This window comes from Nostoc sp. T09, assembly GCF_002154695.1.
Lineage (GTDB): Bacteria > Cyanobacteriota > Cyanobacteriia > Cyanobacteriales > Nostocaceae > Aulosira.
In genome coordinates, this window is record NZ_MTAV01000043.1 from 1 (window position 1) to 23,878 (window position 23,878).

Sequence of the window (23,878 nt, forward strand, 5' to 3'; positions counted from 1 at the left end):
TGAAGTACAGATTCTAAGCCTCAAACCCAAGCATAAAGACTGTTTTACTTCTGAATTCTGGATTCTAACTCCTGAATTCTGCTGTATATGCTCAAGAGCTTTGCTCTGGAAAGTTTTTTCAAAAATCAAATCATTGCCTCATAGTTAGTTGCTAATTAACTTGCCTTACAACCCCAGATGAAATGGCTTAATTGTTTGCTCTCACAATATTGCTCAATTTGGCTTTGAGGTCTGCCCATGTAATACCTGCTAAACTGGGTAGCACAACATGAGCTTCACCCACGCGCTCAACCGGGCCGAGTCCTACTGTCCACATCTTGGCGGCTAAAGCAGCTTCAATGCCAGCTGCGGCATCTTCTACGACTACACATTGACTTGGTGGTAACCCTAGCAAGTTAGCTGCGAACAAAAATAGATCTGGTGCTGGCTTGGGTTTTTGGACACTATAACCATCTGCGATCGCATCTACTTTCTCAGCAATCCCCAATTTTTCGACAACTGTGTGGGCATTTTTGCTAGCCGAACCGATCGCGATTTTAATCCCGGCTTGGCGCAGTTCATCTAATAAGGCGATCGCGCCTGGTAACAAATCTTGGGGTGTAATATTTTCAATAGATTCAACGTAGTAGCGGTTCTTGCGCTCCATCATCTCTTGGATTTGAGCTTCCGAATACGGTCTATCTTTGACAATCAGCATCAGTGATTCCCGACGAGACACACCCCGCAACTCCTCGTTATCCTGCCGATTAAATGGTATCCCCTCTTCATCTGCTAGCCTTTGCCAAGCGCGATAGTGATACTCTGCCGTATCTGTCAAAACGCCATCTAAATCGAAAATCACTCCCTGAATCTCGGACGAAAGAGTCGCTTCGCTGTGTAATTGCGTTTTAGGAACTAAGGAAGAGAGACTTTCTGCCCTTCCTTCTGTACCCTGCACCCCTACCTCTTCCCTACCACCAATCTCCAGTTCTGAGCGCAAATCAAACTCGTGCCACTGACCACGCCAATGTACTTGGAATTTTAGGCGCGTCCAACCTGGGGGTAGGTGGGGATGAGCTACAGGGCCATTTTCTGTCATTTGGATGCCACCAAAGCCAAAAACCACCGCCTGCCAGATACCGCCAGCACTTGCACCGTGAATCCCGTCGTTAGTATTACCCCGGACATCTTGTAAATCTACCATTGCTGCCTGCATAAATCGTTCGTAAGCTGCCGCTGATTGTCCTAAATCCGAGGCTAGGATGGCGTGAATAGCTGGGCCCAGGGAAGAACCATAGGTAATATCTGTGCGGGGTGCGTAGTAATCCCAATTTGTCTGCAAGGTTTTTTGGTCGTAGGGAAATTCCGCTGATTGTCGCATCAGATAAAGCAGCATTAAGACATCTGGTTGTTTGAGTACCTGCCGCTTATTAGCTCCTTCAATACCCAGTATGGCTTGCATGGAACGAGTGCGCGGCTCATATTGATTTAAGTCGATATCTTCCAATTGGAAAAAGCCCTCGTACTGCTCGATCATGCCTGTTGCCGGATCGTGGAGAATCCAGATATTAGCGATGATATCTTGCCAGCGCGATCGCTGTTTGGCACTCAGATGCAATTTTTCCTCTAGTTCCCCTGCCCGTTCGGGGAAGGTAGCCTTTAGCCAATCATAGACTTTGATTGCTCTTTCTAAATGCCATTGCACCATGCGGTTGGTGAAGGTATTGTTGTGGACAAACTCGTGGTATTCGTCTGCACCAATGACTCCGCGAATTTCATAGCGTTCGTATTTGGGGTTAAACTCAACTCGGCTACCCCAGAATATCGCCGTATCTAGAACAATCTCTGCACCACAATCTCGCATCCACTCGTCATCGCCAGTTGCTTGCCAGTAGTACCAAATGGCATAGACAATATCTGCACTAATGTGAATTTCGCGATCGCGACACCAAATCCGCACATCTTCCCCATAGGGATCGTTAGGTAGCGCCCACCGGGGTGTAACTTCATCTCCTGTATCAGCACTTTCCCACGCAAACATCGCTCCTTTATACCCATCATGAGCTGCCTTGCGTCGCGCTCCATTTAAGGTGTGGTAGCGATAACTGAGGAGATTGCGAGCTAGATCGGGTTGAGTATAAGTAAAAAATGGCAGTATAAAAATTTCTGTATCCCAAAAAACATGACCGTGATAACCGAAGCCAGATAGAGTTTTGGCAGGAATACTTACCTTGTCATCATTTTTTGGAGCCGCAATTAATAGCTGAAACAAGTTGTAGCGCACAGCAAAAGCCGCCGTGCTATCCCCCTCAATCAAAATATCGCTTTTTTGCCAGATTTCATGCCATGCCTGTTCTTGGTCTTTCAGTAGCGTTGTGTAATCTGGTAGTAGCTTGAGTTTTTCTCGCGCTGCTTTTTCTGGTGCAGCAACATCTCGCGATGTAAAAACTGTGACAATTTTTTCTGCCGTTACTGTCTGGTTTGAGGAGGCTAAAAATGTGGCACTCAACGTAGGATACCCTGGGGCACTGTTAACCTGTAAAGATGCCTCCGCCCCAGAAATTGTCAACTTAGCTGCTAGACCGATATCAATTAGAGAGTTGCGAGTCCGGCGATGCAACCAAACACCCTGGTCAGTTTTGTCTTGTTCTAGACATTCCCAGTGATTAAAACCGGGATTTTCTGGATAGCCGTTGATACTAGCTTGAATTTCAATCAAACCATCAAAATCCAAGGAGGTGACTTGGCAGCGTTGCCCCAACACATGCTGATCTGCGATGCTGGCGAAGCGCTCAAAATGTATATCTATCGTATTTCCTGTAGGACTACGCCAACGCACAGAACGGCTCAGCAGACCCCGACGCACATCCAGTTGCCGATTATAGTCTAATATCTCTCCTTGATCGAGGCGGAAGCGATCGCCATTAATCGTTACCAGTAATGGTAGCCAGTCAGGACAGTTTACCAGTTCTGTGTATACGACAGGAACCTCATCATAGACACCGTGAATGAAGGTAGCTGGCAATGCACGCATGTAACCTTCTTCAAAGCTACCCCTGGTTCCTAAGTAACCATTCCCGATTGTGAACATGGTTTCTCGGTAGTGCAACTGGTCGGGGTCAAACTGGGTTTCGGTTAATATCCAATCGTTATAGATAAAATGGCGAGAACGACCTGTTATATCCATTGTGACCATCTTTGCTAAGGAGAGACTAAGAAAAATTTCTAAGAATTTTGAATTTTGATTGCAACCTAGCGATGCATATGCTGTTCTAAAATCTTTTCGGCTCTGGGTTTATAAATCAGATGAAATAAGCTGTCCACGTAGCGGACTCTAGCTTCGGTATTTTCTGGAGCTACAAAATTCCAGAAACCGTAGATTTTAGCTAGCAAAAGTAACTGATTGCTGTGTAATTGCCAGTTGTACTTATTACGAATTCGCTGGATCATCCAATCTGAGACTTCACTCCATTGTTCGGGATGAGCATCGCATTGGTTAAGGAAATCCAACATCCTATTAGCAGATCCTTCTAAATCTGTAGGGTTGAGAGTGAATTTATGTTCTCGCTCCTCAATAATTTCTAAAGCACCGCCAAATTGAGTGGCAAAAGTTGGCAAACCAGAAATCATCGCTTCCAAAATGCTTCTACCAAAGGCTTCAAAACTGGCAAAGTGAACATAAATACCTTTTTTATCAGCTACTAATCGGTAGACTTCGCCAATGTCACTACTAGGCAAACGCATCCCCAGCCAACGGATATGACCGTGGAGATTGTAGTGGTTGATAATATCGTGAAGTTTTTGGATTTCTGCGGCTTCTTCAGCGTTAACAGCTTCTGATGTATGCAACTTGCTAGTTAATATAAACAAGTTGCAATGCTCTTGCAAAGCCTGACTTTTGCCAAAGCACTCAGCCAAGCCAGTGAGATTTTTGATTGAGATAATCGGAGCGACACTAAGGATTGGCCGCTTGTCAGGGTTATCTAAGTGACCCAAAATTTGCGAATCTTCGCGGTTAAAAAGTAAGTCATTGAGATTTTGGCGAAGATTCGGATCGCGGTTTTCCGAACTGCTAAACGGGAAAAAAATGTTCTCGTTTACTCCTGGTGGCACCACGTTGAATTTATGACTAAATAAATCGATGCCATCAATTACGTGATATAGCTGGGGCATCGTAAAACATTTGTAGGATTCATACTGTCCAATACTTTCTGGTGTGCCGACAATTTCTTGATAGGACGAGGTAACAATAAAGTCGGCTGCATTCATGTTAATCAAATCAGCAGTGAACTGTGCCGAGAAATGGTAGTGATCCTCTAAATCCTGCCAGTAAAGATTACTAAATAGATGTTTCGGCTTTTCTAAAGCGTGGGCAATATGGCAATGGGTGACTTTGAGCTGTTTAGCAAGGAGAAAGGCAACTAAGTTGCCATCGGTGTAGTTACCAATCAGCAGATGTGGTTTACCTTTAAATTCAGCTAGCAGTTCTTTTTCTGCATCTTGGGCAAATGTTTCTAAATAAGGCCAAATCTCATATTTAGTAATCCAATTATTCGTAATTTCGGGATTGAATTCACCAAAAGGTACGCGCAATATCCAGCCATTTTCTGTACCTTCAATTTTTTCTCGACGCAGGTTGCAGTATGTGCCTTCGCAGTTAGGAATCAGCCGAGTCAAAATAATTACGTGGGGTTGAATGCCCAAACGGTCAAGACCAGCAAGTTGAATTTCTTTACGTAGTTTGTTTTCTAAGCTGCGCGCTTGTTCCACGACATAAACAACTTGACCTAATGTTTCATCTCTGCCAACAACTCCCTCTTGTCCCACCCAGCCGTGTATGGAAATCAGAACGACCCGAAAAACGGCAGGAACACGAGCCACAAATGCTTCCAGCATTGCAGGCTGTGGGTTGTCAATGAAGCGTTCGAGAAGTTCTAGGGTTTCGCGCACCCGCGAGGCTGTGTTACCCCAACCTGGTTCAAAGCCGAGTTCTTGGAGGTCAATATGAAATTTTTCGTAGGGTGTGTCAGGATGTTGCTGGCTAAGCAACTTGAGGACTTGCTGAATTTTTTGGGCTAACTGAGTACCTGAGTGAATGCGATCGTTGATCAGCATTTCAACACCATCGTAACTGAGTCGATGTAGTACTTTAAATAAGACCTCTAAACAGTAGTGAGGGTCTGTAAAGACCTGACTGCACAGATAACGGTTGAGAAAAGCTAGACCTTGACCAATATTTCTCGGATCGCTAATCGTTGGGGAATTAGCGTAAAAGGGATGGAGGTCTATATCTAGAATGTGGGGTTGGTAGCGATTAACTAGGCGATCTCTGACATCTAGCAATGCTTGGGGTGTCATGAGTTCAAATTTAGTAAATTCCTCTGTTAATCGCCAAACCTCCTGACTAGCAATCCTGGGACGAACGACAAACCAGGTACTTTCCTCTTCCAAAATGATTTCATGACAGTAGTGAATGAGTTTGCCTACTGAAGAAGAATAATAAAAATAAGTAGGCTTTTGGGATTGCTGGCAGTATTCCGCAAAAGCTTGTAAAATCTCATTTCTCAGGAAGTAACGCTTACCTGTATTACTCAGCATCAAAATTAACTGATGCAGAGCAGTTTTATCATCACTGTTTAAGGCAGCTTGAACTAGTTCATACATGACTAAGTCCTAAAACTCTAAATTAGGTCACGACCTCATTAGTTCTTTCCGCAACAAACAAGGTTTTAGATCGCTGGTGTTTAGAGGTACATTTCCTCTGTGATCGTAACTAAAGTATCAAGCCATTTACTTCTAGCTGTAGGATGAGATATTGCAGCGAATCTTAGACCTATGCTCAACAATTGTGCTACACATCAATAACTCCTTGTTCTGGGACTATATCTTTAGCTAAATTTCCATAAATTCCCATAATCTATAGAAGTGTTAAGGCAGATTAAGTGTTATTTCAGGGGAACGGCTGCGCCGAACAGGACTGGACTCACCATTTACTACCCTGCGGGAATGCCTCTAGCGAACAAGCCGGGGAACCCATCCAAAGCAGTGGCTCCCATAGGTAAATTTTAAAATCAAGTATGAATCCTATAGTTAAAAAAAGAGTGGAAGAAAGCATAACAGTCGCTTCATTCTTCCACCCTGGCATTTACCGCTGTAGAGAGCAGGAATATCTAGAGAAATTGCCTTTTTTCCAGGGTTAATGTTTATAATTAAGGCAAAATCTATCCGCGATTAGAATTCCTGGCGCAGTAAATGTTAAGTCTAATTATTATGATTTTCTCTTCTAATTTTTAGAGAAATATATTCCTGGTAAATAAATACAAAAAACTTGTAATTACTCAGTTTTTCCTGAAGTAATCTAATGGCTTGGTAGACCCTGATAACAACACCCTTGAAGTCGTTTATCTTCTCTACCTTAACTGTAATAATTGCTAGTTAGTTGCCAAATTGGCATTTTTAAAATACTTGAATTGTTCATGTCTAACTTTTTTACAGCGTTTTTCAAGTAAATAGACCACGCGTTAGGGACACGGCACCAGTAAGATTATTATATGTACCGAAAGATTGTGGATGCCGTGCCCCTACTTTGGATTTCTGGTTCAATAACCTGGAAACTGTTGTAATCTAAATTAATGTGATTAAAAATCGGCTATATAATATTAAACACAAGTAAGGGTATGGAATTCCCATACCCTTAATTACAAAATAGTTAATTCGACAGATTTTTCTTTTGCAACGATATTAATACTTGCGTAAAATAGCAGACAAAGAACTCTGTTTACGAAGATCCATCAAATCTGCCAAAGACTCTTTACTTTTCTCCATGCGATAGCTGTGTTCTGGTGGTAAAACTGTCATCAGCGGTTTTGTCCTAGATTGCATGGAGACAAGAGGCGTTAGTGATTGTGGCGGTACAAATACTTGGGGAGTTTTGGGAGACTGTGGTTGTACTCGTTGCGGTTGACTTTGTACCGTGCGCGTTGGATAGCGTTTAAGATGTTTCTGGACTTTTTGACCGTTTGCTGGACGGTTGAGGATGCGCAAAATTATCACACAACCACTAGCACAGCTGAGGGCGATCGCTGCAACCATCCATAAAGGCATAGGATTGCTATTCTCAGAGGGCGTATTGATTGCTACTTCAGCTACAGTTGTAGTTGCTACATCTGGGTTTTTATCTGGTTCTTCTGACTGTTGTACATTTCCCACAGAACCCAGGTTATACAAGGCAAGTACAGCACTTGCAAAAAACGTTGCTGATAACCCAATCAACAACAACCAAGGATGGCGTGCGACCAGATGTATCAAAACTTGTGAGCTACTGTTTGCTCTCGATTTACTGTTTGTCAGCTCTGGAGTGGCCCCAGTAGATTGGGTTGGCTCGTGCTGTACATTCTGACTATTTTCCATAGATTACTTTCAGATTTGTACCCCTCTTGATCCAAGATCATACTGGAGGATTCAAGTATCAGGTATCCGTAGCCAAATTTTGCAATAAAGTAACTTTTGTGTGCAGCTTAGACTACTAAATCCAATAAGTTTCTACAAAAACGCTAATTTTGACACATGTATGAGTTTTTGCTAGCTCATTGCTTTGCCTAACTCTTCGGTTCGACAGCAGAATCTCTCTCTATAGCTAGTTGAATTAGTTTATCTACTAGTTCAGGGAAGGATATACCACTATATGCCCATAGTTGAGGATACATACTAGTTGCAGTGAAACCAGGTAAGGTGTTGATTTCATTGATCAATACTTCACCTGTGGCTTCTACGTAGAAAAAGTCTACTCTTGCCAGCCCAGCAGCGTCAACAGCGGCAAAGGCTTGCAGAGCCATGTCTTGAATTTGACGAGCGATCGCCTCTGGTAACGCGGCGGGTATCAGTAAATCTGCTCGACCTTCAGTATATTTTGTTTCGTAATCATAAAAATCGCTATTATAAGTAATTTCGCCAATAACAGAAGCTTGGGCTTGATCGTTGCCTAAAACCGCACATTCTACTTCTCTAGCAACGACTCCCGCTTCCACAATTATCCGGCGATCGTAACTAGCAGCATTATCTAATGCCGCTTCCAATTCTTGCCGCGATCGCACTTTGGCAATCCCCACCGATGAACCTAAATTCGCAGGCTTGACAAAACAAGGGTAGCCCAGGGTGGACTCAATTTCATCACATAATTTCGGAAATACGCAAGGATTTGACCAAACTTGCGCTCTTGTTATTGCTTTGTACTTGACTTGGGGTAGTCCGGCTTGAGCAAAAGCGACTTTCATGCCAATTTTATCCATCCCTGTTGCCGAACCTAACACCCCAGAACCCACAAACGGAACTTGCATCAGGCTAAGTAATCCTTGAATTGTGCCGTCTTCACCGTTGGGCCCGTGCAGAATCGGAAACCAAAGATCTACTTGTTGTGTCTGTGGTGGAAATTGCCAAAGATTAGGAGTCGTTCCTTGGTTCTGAATAGCAGCGCCAGATGCTAAAACTTGTTGGGCGACTTCCCCAGCTTGCCAAAATCCATCTTTTTGGATATAAAAAGGCAGTATTTCGTACTTATTAGCATTTTGTTCTGCACTTAATGCTTTAGCGATCGCCCGTGCTGAACTAATCGAAACTTCATGTTCCCCAGAACGTCCGCCAAATAGTAACCCCACCCGCAGTTTAGTCATCTTCCGTACCTCTTAGCTCTTTCTCGCAGATAGCGTATCACAACCTGCTCAAAAATCTCGATCGGTTATCATTTCCCAGCCTGTAAACTGTTAACTGATTAACAATTACCTCAAAATCACAGATTGTCCTGAAATCTCAACAGGAGTAATTGTCTGAGCTTTACCAATCCTGTTAATATGCCTTGATGTCAGAAACACAACATCACCTCAAGAAAAAACTCGGTTGGTCTTTGGATGAGCGAGATCCAAGATTCATCGAATCACTCATGCCACTAATTGGGTGGTTCTATGACCACTATTTTCGAGTCCAAACTAGTGGTTGGCACCATGTCTCACCCCAAGAGAAAGTTTTATTTGTTGGTTCCCACAACGGGGGGCTAGCGGCTCCTGATATGGTGGTGATGATGTATGACTGGTTCCGACGATTTGGTGTAGAGCAACCAGTTTACGGTTTGATGCATCCCAAAGTCTGGGAGGTAACCCCACCAATAGCACAACTAGTAGCCAAAGTTGGCGCAATCATCGCTCATCCCAAAATGGCTTATGCTGCTTTGCGCTCTGGCGCTAGTGTAGTGGTATATCCTGGTGGTGCTGAAGATGTCTTTCGACCGCATTCTTTACGGAACCAAATCTATTTTGCAGGGCGACAAGGATTTATCAAGCTAGCACTGCGGGAGCGAGTACCAATTGTACCTGTGATTTCCACTGGTGCCCACGATACGCTGATTGTACTGACTGAATGCTATAACATTGTGCAGCAACTCCACAAATTGGGGATGCCTTGGTTGTTTGGAATTGATCCGGTAGTATTTCCAATTTATCTAGGCTTACCTTGGGGGTTAGCACTTGGCCCATTGCCCAACATCCCATTGCCTGTAACTATCCACACGCGGATTTGTCCACCGATTAAGTTTGAATATTATGGCAGAGAAGCCGCGTGCGATCGCGAGTATGTCAATGAATGTTATGAGTTAGTTGTTAGTCAGATGCAGCAAGAGTTAGACCAATTAGTCAAGCTGAGTGCTAAGTCATGAACACGATCGTAACTGCTAACCATTGCGGATATGTTCAAGATATCTGGATTCCAAACCAAATATGATTGTTAGACAGCCTTATCTTTTGGCTCCGAACCCTTGCGCACATGTTCAAGAAATTCAGGATAATTTTCTAAGTCTTCTGGAGATTCTAAAAATGGCATTTCAACCCAGCTAGCTTCTGCATTTAACTTGTCCACATAGGCATAAAATGCTTCTTGATCGTGCCGATGAGCCAAAACGTATGCCTGCAAGTCTTTGTGACTCATCGCCTGAAAGTTAGGTTTGCTCATTGCACGTATCTCCATCTGCCATTGGGATATATCTCAATAATATTCTCCTCACCTGCCAGAAAGAACACATTTCCTGTGCGTTCGTCTACACGAACCACATTTATAGGCAAGTAAAGTTTGGTAAACCAGCAGCACAATGTAAAGCACTGGGTCTTTTGTTCTGGCGTAGTAATAATAAAAGCTCCTTATGACTTCTCATCGCGCAGAGTATAGCACCTTGTACATTAGGATATTCAATTAGCATTGCTTGCACCACTTCTATATAATTCGCCAGCTAAAAGTGGGAACTTCGATAATTTTGACTTTCGCTAACTCTTTGTGTTGAGTTTCTTGATAGTTTCAGGGCGCATAAACGCTAGGGAAAAGAGAGGGTGCCTAATATGTCTTCTTTTGAATTAAATGACAGTAACACTTTTAAAGTGGATGGTATCCATATAGAAATTTGGGAGCCAAACCTAATAGTGTTGCCTGTTCCTAATACCACAGAAAACGCTAATATCTCTTTACAAATAACAATTTGCATTACTAACAATGCACTGTCTTCTTTCCCCTTCTTCTGTGACAAATTGTCTCCAGAAATCCTTGCCTCTAGTGGACAAGTAATACATCCACAAAAACTGATAAATGCTCAGATTACTCCAAGTATAGATAACAGCATTGCCATTCCATCTAAAAAGACTCTACTTTGCTATTTAATTGCAAAGTTATCTATACAAAATAACTTATTTCAACTTCAATGGAATATTTGTACCAGTTTCCAATTCTCAACTAATACTCACCATACTTGGTATCTTGATACTTTCCAACTAGGAATCTATCAACTTCGATTGATTTACAACAGCCCTAGCGGAGAGTTAATAGTTAAAGATAGACAAACTGGGGACAACATTTTACTCGAAAGCTATTTAATAGATCCCATAATAACAACATTTGTCAATGTTCAATTTGTTGAACCTGTGGAAACCGATCGCAAAGCTGTGGAAGTGAATGGTATCCGCTTTGAAACTATTGTGCCAGAGAACATATGGAGAATCTCGCTCTCCAACTTGTTCGAGGTCAGCCCCTCTGTAGAGATTGGAATTCGCATTACTAACAACTCATCAATCTCTGAGCGATTCTGTTCCTATACCACGTTGATTCCAGTACTCTTGGGAGAAAATGGTTTAATTTTAGGGCAACAACTAGGCGGCGGTAGCACTGGGTGGGTAGGTTCTAAGGAATCCGACTATCATTTAGTCAAGCCTCAAGAAAGTGTGACGTTTTTTGTTACTGCACACATTGAAGGGCGAACAGATGGTTTATTAAACCTAATAGTTAATGGTACAGGTTATGGCTATTGGTCGCTTGAGGGTTTGAAGTTGGGTATCTATCAGCTTCAGTTAACCTATAGAGCCTTAACAAACCCACCTGATGGTGGGTTGTTTGAAGATTTATGGAAGGGTATGGTGCATACCCCTTTTGTAGAGTTTTGTCTTATTCAATCTTGAAATAGACATCTACGAAATATTAATATTTTGTGGCGTTGGGACTGCCTTCTATTTACGTAGGTTTATGATCTAAACGGGTAGCTTGCTCTAAGGCGGCTTTTTCTCTGGATCTGCGAGCATAGGGTTGTAATTGGGTGCGATCGCAGCCAGTGAGGATACTCAAATTTTCTAAGCTAATACCTCGAATTAACATTTCTACACGCCAAGTATGTTGTGCTTGGGCGATCGCTGGTGGTTGTCCTTGAGGTGTTAACATTCCCTGGGTCCAAGTTTCCCAGCAACTCTGAATTTCTGAATCGGAAATTGGTTCTCCTGAAACGTTGAGAAACATCGCTTGTTGAGTATCTTTACGACTTTTCAGCCATTTAATTAAAGGATTATTAGTATAAGAGCCATAGTGTTTACCCATAATCCATTGATTCACAGGCACTTGGCGGACTAATCCGGGAGTGGTAATTTGCAAAAAGTGCCCTTGCTCATCATAGATTTGGTGCGATCGCTGCAAGCTAACCATTTCTGTGGGAGATAAGCCAGCAGCAAATAAGATATATGCCAAAGAATAATCTTGTAGTCCCAATCTCTTGGCTTGTCGCAGAATTTCATGGACTAAAGTTGCAGGTAAATCAGCTACTTCTGTGGTGATGCTGCTTTCTGGTAAGTTATTGATTACTGATTCTGGTGAAGGTGACATCGCACCGCGTAAAAACAACTCCACTAAATTCTCCAGAAAATCATCTCGGTCTTCCCAAAGTTCATGAAATTCGCTAGTAAATTCAATAACTGCATATCCTAAAAGCATTCCATTCAGCAAGCTGGCTAATTTTTCTGCCGGCAGATAGGTATTTAAGTGTCCTTGCTGAATTACCGTAGCTAAATACTGGGCCACATAGCGGTTAGCTTCTGTTAAACCCCTTCCCAAAGCACGGCGATTTTCCGCAGGGTATTGGTCAGCTTCACCTACTACAGATCTGACAAACTCTGGTACACGCTCTAGCGCAAGCAAGCTATCACTTGCATAATCTTTGAGGGCTTGGTAGACGCTACCAGGAGGGCTGGCGCGTCTTACCAAAGATTCACCTAAATTTTTAAAGGCCGCAGATTCTTCCAAAACAGCTAACAGCAATCCATGCTTATTGCCAAAATGCCGAAATAGCGTGACTTCGTTTACTTCTGCCTTTTCCGCAATTTGGCGGGTTGTAGTGCCACTGACTCCTTGAGCTGCAAATAGTTCCAGTGCTGCTTGAATCAGACGTTGACGAGCTGAATGAGTTGGAGATGCCATAAAAGCAATGCAAGCGGCACTTGCATATAAAGAAGAGAGTTGTTAAGATAAAAATGTAAGTGATACTTGCTCTACTTTACTGTAACCAACTTATACAGAACGGGTAAATCCCTTGTAGGTTGTGAAGCGCAATAGCCAAATACACCCAATGCAAGAGTAGATCCAAAAGAAAAGCAGGTCGCTTGATCGTTCATCAACAGGAATTTTTATGACTGCAAAATCTCTGGCGTTCGCCCCAGAGCGAGGAACGTCACTTCGCCTCAGTTGGACGAATGTCGTATTTTTCGGTACATTTCATGCTTTAGCTCTCCTAGTAGCTCCTTGGTTTTTCTCTTGGTCAGCGTTAGGTTTACTGCTGTTTTTGCACTGGTTATTCGGAAGCATTGGGATTTGTTTGGGATATCACCGACTACTGAGCCATCGGAGTTTCCAAGTACCGAAGTGGTTAGAATATGCGATCGCCCTCATTGGTGCTTTAGCTTTACAAGGCGGGCCGATTTTCTGGGTTGGTGGACACCGCCAGCATCACGCCCACACTGAAGATACAAATTTAGACCCATACTCTGCCAAACGAGGATTTTGGTGGAGTCATATGTTGTGGATTTTCTATCCACGTGCGGAGTTCTTTGATTACGAAGTTTATCAAAAATATGCGCCCGATCTAGCGCGTCAACCATTCTATCGTTGGTTGGATAAGTACTTCGTGCTGCTGCAAATCCCCTTAGGTCTGTTGTTATATGCTTTAGGTGGTTGGTCTTTTGTGATCTACGGCATTTTTCTGAGAGCCGTCTTGCTTTGGCATTCGACTTGGTTTGTGAACTCAGCAACGCACAAATGGGGCTATCGTTCCTTTAATGCTACTGACGACTCACGTAATCTTTGGTGGGTATCTATCGTTACTTATGGTGAAGGATGGCACAATAACCATCATACTTATCCCCATGTAGCGAAATCAGGATTTTCTTGGTGGGAAATTGATGTTACTTGGTGGAGCATCAAAGCTCTCAAGAGCTTAGGTTTAGCTAAAAAAGTAATAATGCCTCCCTCTAGTAGTGCAAGTCAAGGATAAATTCTTATTAAATTAGTATGTATCTACCCAGCCCACAGCGCGATCGCCCGTGGGCTAAATTATTTCAACTCCTTCATGTGCCAGCAACCAACGTTTTCGCTCCAGTCCCCCGGCGTATCCTGTAAGTGCAGCGTTCGCACCAACTACCCGATGACAAGGAAGAGCGATCGCCACTGGATTAAGTGAGTTTGCCATGCCAACAGCACGATAAGCAGTAGGCTTACCAATTCTTGCTGCTAGCTCACCATAGGAAATTGTATTTCCCCAAGGGATATTTCGTAATGCAAGCCACACTTGCTCTTGAAAGAGTGTCCCGCCAGTGCTTACAGGAATATCATCTAAGCTAGTGCGTAGACGCATTCGCGGAGCGTTGCCGCAGGCTAGCGGCTTTTCGTAAGACATCGCCCTCAAAATAAGCTTGAATTCTGCTACTAAAGCCCTGTGGGTTTTTCACATTGTGGAAGTTTAAGCTACGATAACGCCTCTGGAGTAGTTTCAACATTCGTTGCTCATAATCGACAAAGTCCAGAGAGCAAAGTTTCTCTCCATCCGAGACAATTACAATCGTCCCAATTTCTGAACTAATTTTATCAACTAGCAATTTCACAGTAGTGGCGTGAATGAAAAAATGTAGATATCAGCCCTAATCATTAAGGTAATCATTGTGTACTTGTGGCGGTTACTATATATTCGTAAGTCCTGTTTGTTTTGAATAGAGGCTATCTACATTGTGAACTCAGTCCGTATTGACGAACTTAGTAATGAAGCTTGCTCAATTTTGTATGATTCAGATGTCCCATGCATCATTATGGAATGGCACGCCTATGGAACGAGTACTCAGTTTCGACTGATTAGTGAAAACGTATTACAATTACTCATCGATAAAGGTCTTAGTAAAGTTGTTGCTGATACAACTAATCTCCCAATCATTGCAGCTGAGGATCAGCGTTGGGTGAATGAAGACTGGTTACCCCGTGCCATTGAAGCAGGTTATCATGCTTGTGGAATGGTTAACTCTCGCTTTTATTTCAATCGTGTAGCTGTTGAAAATGTAGTCAACAGAGTTAAATCAGATAAATTCCGTGTGGAATACTTTGATAGCCAAGCTGCCGCAAAAGAATGGCTAAAAAGCTTGTAGTTTCAATAACCAATGAAATTCGCTCAATTCAGCCTTTCAAGCAAAACAGCAATTAGGCATGGGGTACAAATCGCTTCAAGAATTGATGAATGCGTCACATCTCAAGAAAAATTAATATAAAAATTTAGTTAGCCTACCTTGAATTTTGGGGAATGCTATGAAAAAGCAGTTGACTCACAACTGTTAATAACCTCAATTTGCATAACACTCAAAATAGTATGGAACAGAAAGGAACTATAAAGTACCTTCGCAAATATACAGGAAGTCAAGGATTTGGCTACATTGCGCTTGAATCCCCAATCTCTAACTACAACAAGGATATTGTCTTCTTCGAGGATGACTTAGAAAACCTAACTTTTAAGTCCTTAAAAACAGGGATGGAACTAGAGTTTTTATTGGAGCAAAGACAAGATAAAAAAGGGCAGCCAGAGTGGATTGCTCGTCAAATTCATATGTCAACAGCCGCAGCATCCGCTCAAGGAGCTTTGCCTGTTATCAAAACATTTTCAACAAGTGTTAACTCGATCTCATTCAAACTTTTCTTAGAGAACTTAAGCCATGCTTTCGGGCTAATAGAGCAAATTAAAAGCAGTGATGAGTTTGAAGATGCTGTTTTCTCTCTATTGCGGCTTATTGGAATTCATGCTGTATATCAGTACAGCAGAGAAGCTCAAGCAGGACGTGCTGATGGATTCTTTATCCTTGAAAATCTAGCTGTTATGTATGATTGCACTCTCAGAGATTCGTTTGAGGAATACAAAAAAGATCAAATTGAAAATTACATCAACAAATTAAGTAATAAATCTCAACTCACTATTGAAACACGGAGAGCCGATGGAGGACGTGGATCAAAGACGCTTCAAATTCAAGGTAAATCTCGACAAGTTTGGATCATTACGCGAGGATCTACGCGTGAAATTCTTGATTTTGATGGCATCAAGGTTAAAGAAATTGCTGTAAAAGATTTAATTGCAATTGCCACTAAACGTTGCAAGCAACTTAGCTATGATGCTGATATTTTATCTAATGAACTATTAATGTTAGGAGTATAAGCTAACAACTAAATTTGAAACTACAAGGCATTAGGTTTGCAAGAGCGCTTGGCAGGCTAATACTTAGTTGCGGAAGTTATATCTTGCCTAGTGAAAGGCTGATCATCTAAGACTGCAAAGGAAGGCAGTGCGTAGAAAGGTAAGGGCACAACAATGTTGTGCCCTTACAATAATTTAGTGTTAAAAACGTGAATTATATAAATAAAAAGCACTTTTAAATTCCATTTCATATATACAAAAAGGATTAATTATATTGATTTAAATTCTCTTATGAGCGTTATTGATAAAATATTTAAATAACAATTTAAATTTAAGATTTGCTTACTTTCCACCCTTTGTCTGTTTGCTTGAGTGTAAAACAACCACTAGACTGCAAAAATTTAATAAAATTACCACTTATATGCAAACTCTTCATCTGTTGAGTAATTGATTTACTATATTTTTTAGTGAATTCACTAGCTAAAATTTCAGCATTAATATAACTTTCAGATGATTCATTAGTTAGACTTTTTATGATATTTATGAGTGCTTGTTTTAGATCTGCTGTTGTATTAATATTTGGCAATGAAGATTCTGTATTGATACTAGCTTGAGCTTCATTATTACTATCTGCTGGCTGAGATTGATTAACTTCCAATAGGGTTACATATAATTCAGAAGTCGCATCAATTTGATGAATAACAAAATCAGCAGGATAGTTAATAAAAATATCTCTAGCCTTTTTACCAGGTAAATAATGAGAAACTACTTGGCTAATAGTTACTTGATATTTATTTTTAAATATTTGTGATAAGTTTGAAAGTTTAATCCAAAAACTTTTACTGTTTATTTGCTCTATTTTTATTAAAATCTTTAACTCTTGAATAAATTTTTCAATGGATGAAATTTTGGCGGGTAAATTAGGAAAGCTGGTAATAGTTTTTCCAGTAAAAGAATTAAATACTTTTACAGTCTCTCCCTGCTTGCTAACGCGATACACTATTAATCCATTCTGCTGCATATGATTGCATAAGTTAGTCATAACCGTATCTGATGAACAAACAAAAACTTCTTTAGCGTTTGGGTAACGCTCATGGATTGATGAGCCAAAAGCTATCATTTTGCCATCAGCATGGTCTCGACCAGCAGGAACATGAATCAAATCATAGGCGCGATTATGTAATTCAACATCGATTGTTTTACCTATACTGCGCCAGTTAGCGAAGGCAATCTTGACTTGAAGAGGAAAATGAGAGACTTTAGTTAAAAACTGTTCAGCTTCCTGGTTGATAGTTAAGTTTTCTGCATCTAAAAGTAAAATTGCTATTCCTGTCTGCTGTAAAGAAACAACATGACCATTAGGCAGAACTGTTTCAGCCGATGTTACATCTTTGACAATATCTGTGCTATCTAAATCATTTTTATAAGGGTTAAGTTGATGAACTTTATGCAGTAATTCTATTAAGATTGGAGAATTAAAAGATTCGGGAGTCAACCAATTTTTTAGGTGTCCATTCAACTTTTGAATTAATGCATTCCAGTCTGTTGTTTGGCTCAGTATTGCTGCGAACTTAGATTCAATATTATTGCTACGCCACTGAATATGCTTAAATTTTTCGTTTAATAATTCTGGTTGCTGCTCTTGAATACAAATAATAGCTTGAAAAACATGGGATGCGATAATGTTTATTTGTGAATTATCTTTTTTAGTTAGTAACGACTCTTCATGTGGCATAGCTAAAACAATAATATATATTAAGATAGGCTGATTCAGATCATCCTGAAATAAGATAATCTACTAATGTTATATCTAGGCAAAAAACAATTTGATATCCGTGACAATGCCTAAGGGTAGGGCTTAAGTTGAGGATGTAGATTTAATGAACAAGTATTTAGTTAGCTAAAAATGCTCGGATGAAGTCAGAATTTCTTCAACAATTAGAATTGAAGTATCCCATTTTTCAAGCACCGACAGGTAGCCTTGCAGGGCCAGAGTTAGCAGCGGCAGTTTCTAATGCAGGTGGGATGGGTGCTTTGGCTTTAACTTGGACTAATCCAGAAGATGCAACTCGACTGATTCAAGAAGTTCGCTCTCAATGCGATCGCCTATTTCAGGTAAATTTTGTTTTAGCTTTTCCTCCCAAATCCCTCACATCTGCTTTAGATGCTGGTGTCAAAATTGTCACTTTTTCTTGGGGCGATCCTTCACCATACCTCAGCCAAGTCAGAGCCGCAGGTGCTTATGTGGGAATGCAGGTAACAAATGTTGCCGGGGCACGTCGAGCAATTGAGTTAGGAGTTGATTTTGTGATTTGCCAAGGCGTAGAAGCTGGCGGTCATGTACAATCGACTTCACCACTATGGAAAATCCTACCGCAAATTTTGCAAGTGGTTGGTGATATACCTGCGATCGCAGCTGGAGGAATTAGTACAGGAAAAAGTATTGCTCAAGCATTATCTATGGGTGCAGCTGGTGTATTGCTGGGAACCCGGTTTGTCGCTACCCAAGAAAGCCGCGCTCATCTAGTATACAAACAGCGTCTTACCGAAGCCAAAGCTGATGAAGCTGTTTTAACTGTTTGTTTTGATGGCGGCTGGGCTTATGCAGCTCACCGTGTCTTACGCAACTCTACATTAGATACATGGGAAGCATTTGGCTGTCCGCCTTCAGGAAAACGACCAGGAGAAGGCGATGTAGTAGCCACTACCGCTTCCGGGCAAATTATCCGCAGATATGAAGACTTGACCCCAAGAGTGGATATGTCAGGGAATCTTTTGGATATGTGCCTTTATGCAGGTAAAGGATGTGAGGAAATTAACGATATTCCCAATGTTGCCGATTTGTTAGCGCGTTTGTGGGCTGAATGTGAAACTGCTTTAATTTAAGCTGGCAATGTATAACGTTCTTCAATCGCAGCTTTAATTGCATTGCGACTTTCATTAGCTGATTTGTGCTCGCTTTTTTCAATTTCCGCAATTTCTTTTGCTAAGGATTCATCTTTAATCGCCTCTCTCAACCAACGGGAATAATCTCCTCGTTGCAGATGAAATAACCAGGTATCGTCATCTACACCCTCAGCAATTTGAGTGAACAAAATCAAATTTTGAGCGCGGAGATTTAACTTTGCTTCTGGCCCCCGGAAGTAAAAGCTTTTATCTTCCCCTAATTGGCCTTCTGCATATTTGCGAACATGACGACGACGTTCGGTATGTCCTGGGGTAATCTGAAAGCGGAAAGGTTCGGAATCTTCTGCACTGAACCAAGCTAGTGCTTCCCCTGGTTCTAAAGTTTGGGGTGTGAGTTGCGGCGGACAATGACCGATAGTTTCACAGAATGCTTTGATGTTTTTCTCTGGTGTTTTCCCTACAGTCAGGATTGTATCTACCAATGATAAGCCTGCTGATGCAACTTGATCGGGGTGGACAGTAATTAACATCATCCCCTTGAGTTGTTGGGGTAATGTCAAAGAAGCAGGGTTCCAGGATACAGGAATGAGATGATGTGCTTCATCTACAACTATCCAATGAGGACGGCCAGTACGCGATCGCAATTCCAATAAAACTGGTAGTAGTTCAGCGAAAAATGCCGGACGATCCTGTAGTGCAATTCCCAGCAAGTTCACCACCACATTTTGATTCGGCTGTTCTAATAAATCTATAACTTCTGCTATTCTAGGTGCTCGCCCACTATCACCTAAAATTACTCCAGCTTCAAAGTTTTCGTAGTCGCCTTCTAGGTCAATAATACAAAATTGGTAGTTTTGCTCGGCAATCCGTTCTAATACGGCTGTGGCTAAAGTAGATTTTCCACCACCAGAAGTCCCAGCTAATAAGATACTAGAACCGTAGGGTTTAATATGGACTTCCGCACCATCTGCTTGAGTACCCAACAAAATTTTGTGTCTTTGCAACTGTTTATCTAAATCGGACACATCATCAGCGATGATTTTGTCAATTAATTCGACAACACCATCCCCCCGATTACCTTTGGTGACAAAATCCACCTGTTCTTTTAGGATTGGTAAGGCGTTAGCCACCGCTACAGATAACTCGCTTAATTTAAGAAAATTCCATTGCTGCCAAAGTCTTCTCATTTACATGGCTATCTGTGGCTAGAGTGCCATCGTAATCGGTAGCTAATACAAAATAACGCATGATAAATTAAGAAATTTGCATATCTTCGTCCATATCTAGGATGCCAGCCTTTAGTAGCTTTGTTTATCCAGCTTGAGAGATAAAAATTTATGCCTGCAAGAACGATCTGCGAGCGCTTTTTTGGCGATGTTCGTTGAATAAGGCATAAAGCTTTCTTGATTTGTACGGCTTCAAGACGTACGATAAAGTAAAGAGCAGAAAGAGAGTTGCCCTAATGTCCGACAAGCAAAAACCTGACAAAACAGCAGACAGGCGTAGCAAACCGGAGCGCTTGGAAGCACGCCTTACCCGCGAACAGAAAGAATTGTTACAGTGGGCAGCAGACCTGGAAGGCAGAACCGTCACTGATTTCGTGGTCAGTCATGCTCAGGAAGCGGCAGTACGGACAATTGAGGAACACACCATTATCAAGCTCAACCGGGAAGACAGCATCGCTTTCATCGATTCTCTTCTCAATCCTCCTGCGCTACAGCCCGATGCACCGCTGACACGGGCAATCAGCCGTTACAAGGAAAGCATGGGTCACTCGTGAGCGTCCCTGCTTTTGCGTATACCATCGAGTTGCTAAACTCAAGGCACAATCGGGCGGATTTTCAGTGTGGAACTGAAGCCCTCGACCGTTATCTGCAAGAACAGGCTGGTCAGGATCTACGGCGTTATGTGGCAACGCCGTTTGTGCTGCATGATGTGGACACAAACCAGATAGCAGGCTACTACACGCTGGCCGCAACATCAATTCAGGTAGAAGACTTGCCGGAAGCACTGCGAGCGAGGTTGCCGAGGTATCCTCTCGTCCCAGCAACACTACTGGGCAGACTTGCCGTAGATGAACGCTACCAGGGGCAAGGGTTGGGGGCGTTCCTGCTCATCGATGCCCTGCGACGCAGCCTGATGAGTGAGATTGCCGCGATGGCAGTGGTGGTGGATGCCAAAGATGAGCAGGCGCGGGCTTTTTATGAGCATCATGGATTTACCTTGTTTCCTAACCAACTTCGACGGTTGTACCTGCCGATGGCGCTCATCGCCAGACAGTTCCGTTGAACCTTTCCAAATCTCTAGAATCTAAAACCCCTGGCTCTTTAACGTTTGCTGTTCTCTGACTACAAGCAATGCAACAGAATTTAGACTGCTGATACTATCTGGGTTTACCCGTGAAATATTGACCCCTTCTGCCGCAAGCAAGATTAACCAATGCCATACTTGACTAATGCTCGTGAAATTAATGCAATTATCGCTAAATATACCCAATCTCAAACTTTGTGGATAGATAGTGAAGTAGCTGATTATAAAAGTCGTAATCCCAGATTATCGCTGATTCAAGTATTAGATGACCCCCATGATATGAGTGGCGATCGCGTCCACCTTTTGGATGTGTTAGATCAACCTGATATCATCAAAGAATTTATTGAAAAAATAATGCTTGATCCTGATATTGAGAAGGTCTTTCATAATGCCAGTTATGATTTAAAACTTCTTGGTAACAAGCAAGCTAAAAATGTTACTTGTACGTTAGAAATATCTAAAAAAATACCCTACTATCTCTTGCCCTTACCTAACTATCAACTCAAGACTTTAGCAACAGTACTTTGTAACTTTAATAATATCGATAAACAAGAGCAAAATAGTGATTGGGGAAAGCGACCCCTAACTGAAGAGCAAATTGAGTATGCTTACCTAGACTGTATATATCTTGCGCAAGTGCATTTAAAATTATTAGAATTCCAATCGCAAATTAGTCCCGATCCAACAACAGAAGATTTAGCATTACTAGGTGCAAGATATACTCAAGTTGAACAGCAATCTCAACTATTAAATTCGGAATTAGAGCATCTGCAAGAGCGAATTAAAAAAGCTATGCAGGCTCAGGATGTATCAGAAACATCTTACTGCAAGTTGACTAGTTACGAGCGCAAAACAGTGAAAGTAGCATTTGCTGAACTAGTAAGGCTAGTAGAAACCCAAGGTATTAATCTAGATTTTCCCATCACACTGACTCAGAAACTCCAAAAAGATTTAGGTAATAACATAGAACAATTGCCTGTAGAGATTGATGAGACTACTGCTTGGCGGTTAACTTCCAAAAACCAAGAAAATGACATTGAACGCGAATAAATGCTTACACAAATACACCCAAGGTTAAGTATTTAGTGACCTTCAGCAGAAAATTTAATATTGATGAAGATTTTGCTAAAAACAATGAAATTATTATTTTTATAGACTTTAAAAAGTATAATTAAAGGCGGCAAAAATAGAGTATTGCTGCCTACAATATCACTTAAAGAATGAGAGAAAATCAACAGATAAATCAGGATAGATAACAGTTTTTATACTTCACTCTAGCCTGGAACAAGCCACTCTCTGTCTAATACTGTGTTGCTGTGGTTTCTTTATTACAACAAATGATGGTGATATCTACGCACTTCACATCTTATCCTCAAGAGAATCGTTAATTAAACCTAGATAATATAGCAACCATAAATGATTTGTGGAATATTCTTTCTCTTCTCCTCCTTGGCGTAGTTGGCGTCCTACCCTGCGGGAAGCCACTTCGTGTCTAATGCGGTTCGCTAAAAAAATAATTTTCATAAATCAGCTTGGATTGCCATATAAACTTACAGCCAAATGATTAATCGAAAAAATAATTTTATCTAGGTATAATGACGTTTTAAAACAACTTATGAAACTGCAATTGTTTGAGCAAGAATGGACAAAACTAGGTAGAGCATTAATTATATCTTTGTTAACTATATTGAGTGCAATTACCAGCCTTTCATGTAGTAAGAATAGCGATGTATTAGTAACAGAAATTGGTGTCAGTCCCCCTAGCCGCCGTCCAGCGAGAACATCCAAGGCTGTAGAATTCTATTTGCAAGGACAAAATCAGCACGCCAAAGGAAATTTGCAAGCCGCGATCGCATATTATGATAAAGCGATTAGCCTCAATCCCCAATATAGTGCAGCCTACAAAGCTCGGGGACTAGCTCACTTTGATGCCGGAAACAAACCAGCGGCGATCGCAGATTATAACGAAGCACTGAAGCTCAATCCTAACGATGCAGAAGCTTATAATAGCCGTGCTAATGCTCGCGCCTCCCAAAGAGATCAAAAAGGAGCGCTAGAAGATTATAACGAAGCCATTCGCCTTGCTCCCAACTATGCCGAAGCCTACAATAACCGAGGGAATGCTTACGCCGCTGGGGGAGATAACAACAGAGCATTGGAAGATTTTAATCAAGCTATTCGCCTCGATACCAGATATGCGATCGCCTACAATAACCGAGGTAACCTCCGCGCTGCCAAAGGAGATAATCAAGGCGCAATCTCGGATTACAATCAAGCTATTCGCATCAATCCTAACTTTGGCCCTGCTTACAATAACCGAGGTAATGCTCGTGCAGCCCAAGGAGATAAACCAGGCGCACTCAAAGATTTACAAAAAGCCGCCGATATCTTTCAAGGCGAAGATAATAAAGACTTGTACCAGCAAGTGATGAACAACATCAAAGAACTGGGACAATAGAGAGGAAGCGCACAATCATCAACTCCACTTTATTGTCTTAGGCATCGCTGAGTGACAAGAACAGCTTCGTGTTTATTGCCAAAAATGCAGTCAAACTTGTAAATGCGCCATTCATTTCTATAAATGCTGGAATCAAATTAACTTTGGTTCGACAAAATTTGTAAATATTCCATTCATTTCTATAAATGCTGATACCAAATTAACTTTAGTTAAACAAAACT

At 41.7% G+C, this 23,878-nt stretch carries 22 protein-coding genes; 10 read left to right on the forward strand and 12 right to left on the reverse strand.

The window, feature by feature from the left end:
- Window positions 1-187: 187 nt before the first annotated feature.
- The 4 genes from pgmB to BV372_RS10690 form a co-directional block, all read right to left on the reverse strand.
- Entirely contained in the window at window positions 188-3,166 is a 2,979-nt protein-coding gene (gene pgmB, locus BV372_RS10675; protein ID WP_086686486.1) for a beta-phosphoglucomutase, read from the reverse strand.
- A gap of 65 nt (window positions 3,167-3,231) precedes the next feature.
- Window positions 3,232-5,643 carry a sucrose synthase gene (locus tag BV372_RS10680; RefSeq protein ID WP_086686487.1) on the reverse strand — a complete coding sequence of 804 codons (2,412 nt, stop codon included), beginning with the start codon at window positions 5,641-5,643 and terminating at the stop codon, window positions 3,232-3,234.
- Between the two features lie 1,077 nt (window positions 5,644-6,720).
- Window positions 6,721-7,389: a hypothetical protein gene (locus tag BV372_RS10685; RefSeq protein WP_086686488.1), complete on the reverse strand. Its 669-nt coding sequence runs from the start codon at window positions 7,387-7,389 to the stop codon at window positions 6,721-6,723.
- A 188-nt stretch (window positions 7,390-7,577) separates the two neighbouring features.
- Window positions 7,578-8,648, reverse strand: coding sequence for a D-alanine--D-alanine ligase family protein (locus BV372_RS10690; protein WP_086686489.1), 1,071 nt, complete (start codon window positions 8,646-8,648; stop codon window positions 7,578-7,580).
- Window positions 8,649-8,833: 185 nt separating this feature from the next.
- Here BV372_RS10690 and BV372_RS10695 point away from each other — a divergent pair, with 185 nt between their 5' ends.
- Window positions 8,834-9,682: a lysophospholipid acyltransferase family protein gene (locus BV372_RS10695; protein WP_086686490.1), complete on the forward strand. Its 849-nt coding sequence runs from the start codon at window positions 8,834-8,836 to the stop codon at window positions 9,680-9,682.
- Between the two features lie 68 nt (window positions 9,683-9,750).
- On the opposite strand, the gene BV372_RS10700 is transcribed toward BV372_RS10695, so the two are convergent.
- Together BV372_RS10700 and BV372_RS38355 are read right to left on the reverse strand one after the other, a co-directional pair.
- Window positions 9,751-9,975, reverse strand: a complete 225-nt coding sequence (locus BV372_RS10700) for a hypothetical protein (RefSeq protein ID WP_086686491.1) — start codon at window positions 9,973-9,975, stop codon at window positions 9,751-9,753.
- Window positions 9,972-10,112 carry a hypothetical protein gene (locus BV372_RS38355; protein ID WP_373270759.1) on the reverse strand — a complete coding sequence of 47 codons (141 nt, stop codon included), beginning with the start codon at window positions 10,110-10,112 and terminating at the stop codon, window positions 9,972-9,974. Before BV372_RS38355 ends, BV372_RS10700 begins: the two co-directional genes overlap by 4 nt.
- 243 nt (window positions 10,113-10,355) lie before the next feature.
- Between BV372_RS38355 and BV372_RS10705 the strand changes: the two genes are divergently transcribed.
- A complete protein-coding gene (locus BV372_RS10705) occupies window positions 10,356-11,462 on the forward strand; it encodes a hypothetical protein (RefSeq protein WP_086686492.1) in 1,107 nt (368 codons plus the stop codon).
- A 52-nt stretch (window positions 11,463-11,514) separates the two neighbouring features.
- Here BV372_RS10705 and BV372_RS10710 read toward each other — a convergent pair whose 3' ends face one another.
- Entirely contained in the window at window positions 11,515-12,744 is a 1,230-nt protein-coding gene (locus BV372_RS10710) for a TetR family transcriptional regulator (protein WP_086686493.1), read from the reverse strand.
- 208 nt (window positions 12,745-12,952) lie between these two features.
- On the opposite strand from BV372_RS10710, the gene BV372_RS10715 reads away from it, so the two are divergent.
- Window positions 12,953-13,813: a fatty acid desaturase gene (locus BV372_RS10715; protein ID WP_086686494.1), complete on the forward strand. Its 861-nt coding sequence runs from the start codon at window positions 12,953-12,955 to the stop codon at window positions 13,811-13,813.
- 54 nt (window positions 13,814-13,867) lie between these two features.
- Here the strand turns inward: BV372_RS10715 and BV372_RS36180 are convergent, their stop codons facing one another.
- Both BV372_RS36180 and BV372_RS36185 read right to left on the reverse strand, forming a co-directional pair.
- Window positions 13,868-14,215 carry a methylated-DNA--[protein]-cysteine S-methyltransferase gene (locus BV372_RS36180; protein WP_179198046.1) on the reverse strand — a complete coding sequence of 116 codons (348 nt, stop codon included), beginning with the start codon at window positions 14,213-14,215 and terminating at the stop codon, window positions 13,868-13,870.
- A complete protein-coding gene (locus tag BV372_RS36185; protein ID WP_179198047.1) occupies window positions 14,157-14,420 on the reverse strand; it encodes a hypothetical protein in 264 nt (87 codons plus the stop codon). Before BV372_RS36185 ends, BV372_RS36180 begins: the two co-directional genes overlap by 59 nt.
- A gap of 123 nt (window positions 14,421-14,543) precedes the next feature.
- Between BV372_RS36185 and BV372_RS10725 the strand changes: the two genes are divergently transcribed.
- Both BV372_RS10725 and BV372_RS10730 read left to right on the forward strand, forming a co-directional pair.
- On the forward strand, window positions 14,544-14,951 hold the full coding sequence (locus tag BV372_RS10725) for a hypothetical protein (protein ID WP_143845056.1): 408 nt from the start codon (window positions 14,544-14,546) through the stop codon (window positions 14,949-14,951).
- A gap of 218 nt (window positions 14,952-15,169) precedes the next feature.
- Complete coding sequence (locus BV372_RS10730; protein WP_086686496.1) at window positions 15,170-16,003, forward strand: hypothetical protein; 834 nt, start codon at window positions 15,170-15,172, stop codon at window positions 16,001-16,003.
- A 310-nt stretch (window positions 16,004-16,313) separates the two neighbouring features.
- Here BV372_RS10730 and BV372_RS10735 read toward each other — a convergent pair whose 3' ends face one another.
- Window positions 16,314-17,717 (reverse strand): hypothetical protein, encoded by a 1,404-nt coding sequence (locus tag BV372_RS10735; RefSeq protein WP_086686497.1) that lies wholly within the window; start codon window positions 17,715-17,717, stop codon window positions 16,314-16,316.
- A gap of 179 nt (window positions 17,718-17,896) precedes the next feature.
- Between BV372_RS10735 and BV372_RS10740 the strand changes: the two genes are divergently transcribed.
- Window positions 17,897-18,868 (forward strand): nitronate monooxygenase family protein, encoded by a 972-nt coding sequence (locus BV372_RS10740; RefSeq protein ID WP_086686498.1) that lies wholly within the window; start codon window positions 17,897-17,899, stop codon window positions 18,866-18,868.
- Here the strand turns inward: BV372_RS10740 and BV372_RS35140 are convergent.
- On the reverse strand, window positions 18,865-20,076 hold the full coding sequence (locus BV372_RS35140) for a helicase HerA domain-containing protein (protein ID WP_143845058.1): 1,212 nt from the start codon (window positions 20,074-20,076) through the stop codon (window positions 18,865-18,867). The two genes, BV372_RS10740 and BV372_RS35140, sit on opposite strands and share 4 nt — an antisense overlap.
- Window positions 20,077-20,351: 275 nt before the next feature.
- Between BV372_RS35140 and BV372_RS10755 the strand changes: the two genes are divergently transcribed.
- The 3 genes from BV372_RS10755 (at window position 20,352) to BV372_RS10765 (ending at window position 22,249) form a co-directional block, all read left to right on the forward strand.
- Window positions 20,352-20,669: a DUF1778 domain-containing protein gene (locus BV372_RS10755; protein ID WP_086686499.1), complete on the forward strand. Its 318-nt coding sequence runs from the start codon at window positions 20,352-20,354 to the stop codon at window positions 20,667-20,669.
- Entirely contained in the window at window positions 20,666-21,178 is a 513-nt protein-coding gene (locus BV372_RS10760) for a GNAT family N-acetyltransferase (protein ID WP_086686500.1), read from the forward strand. Before BV372_RS10755 ends, BV372_RS10760 begins: the two co-directional genes overlap by 4 nt.
- Before the next feature lie 150 nt (window positions 21,179-21,328).
- Window positions 21,329-22,249, forward strand: coding sequence for a ribonuclease D (locus BV372_RS10765; protein WP_086686501.1), 921 nt, complete (start codon window positions 21,329-21,331; stop codon window positions 22,247-22,249).
- Window positions 22,250-22,558: 309 nt separating this feature from the next.
- On the opposite strand, the gene BV372_RS36190 is transcribed toward BV372_RS10765, so the two are convergent.
- Window positions 22,559-22,723, reverse strand: a complete 165-nt coding sequence (locus BV372_RS36190; RefSeq protein WP_179198048.1) for a hypothetical protein — start codon at window positions 22,721-22,723, stop codon at window positions 22,559-22,561.
- A gap of 91 nt (window positions 22,724-22,814) precedes the next feature.
- Between BV372_RS36190 and BV372_RS10770 the strand changes: the two genes are divergently transcribed.
- Entirely contained in the window at window positions 22,815-23,657 is an 843-nt protein-coding gene (locus BV372_RS10770; protein ID WP_086686502.1) for a tetratricopeptide repeat protein, read from the forward strand.
- Window positions 23,658-23,878: the final 221 nt, after the last annotated feature.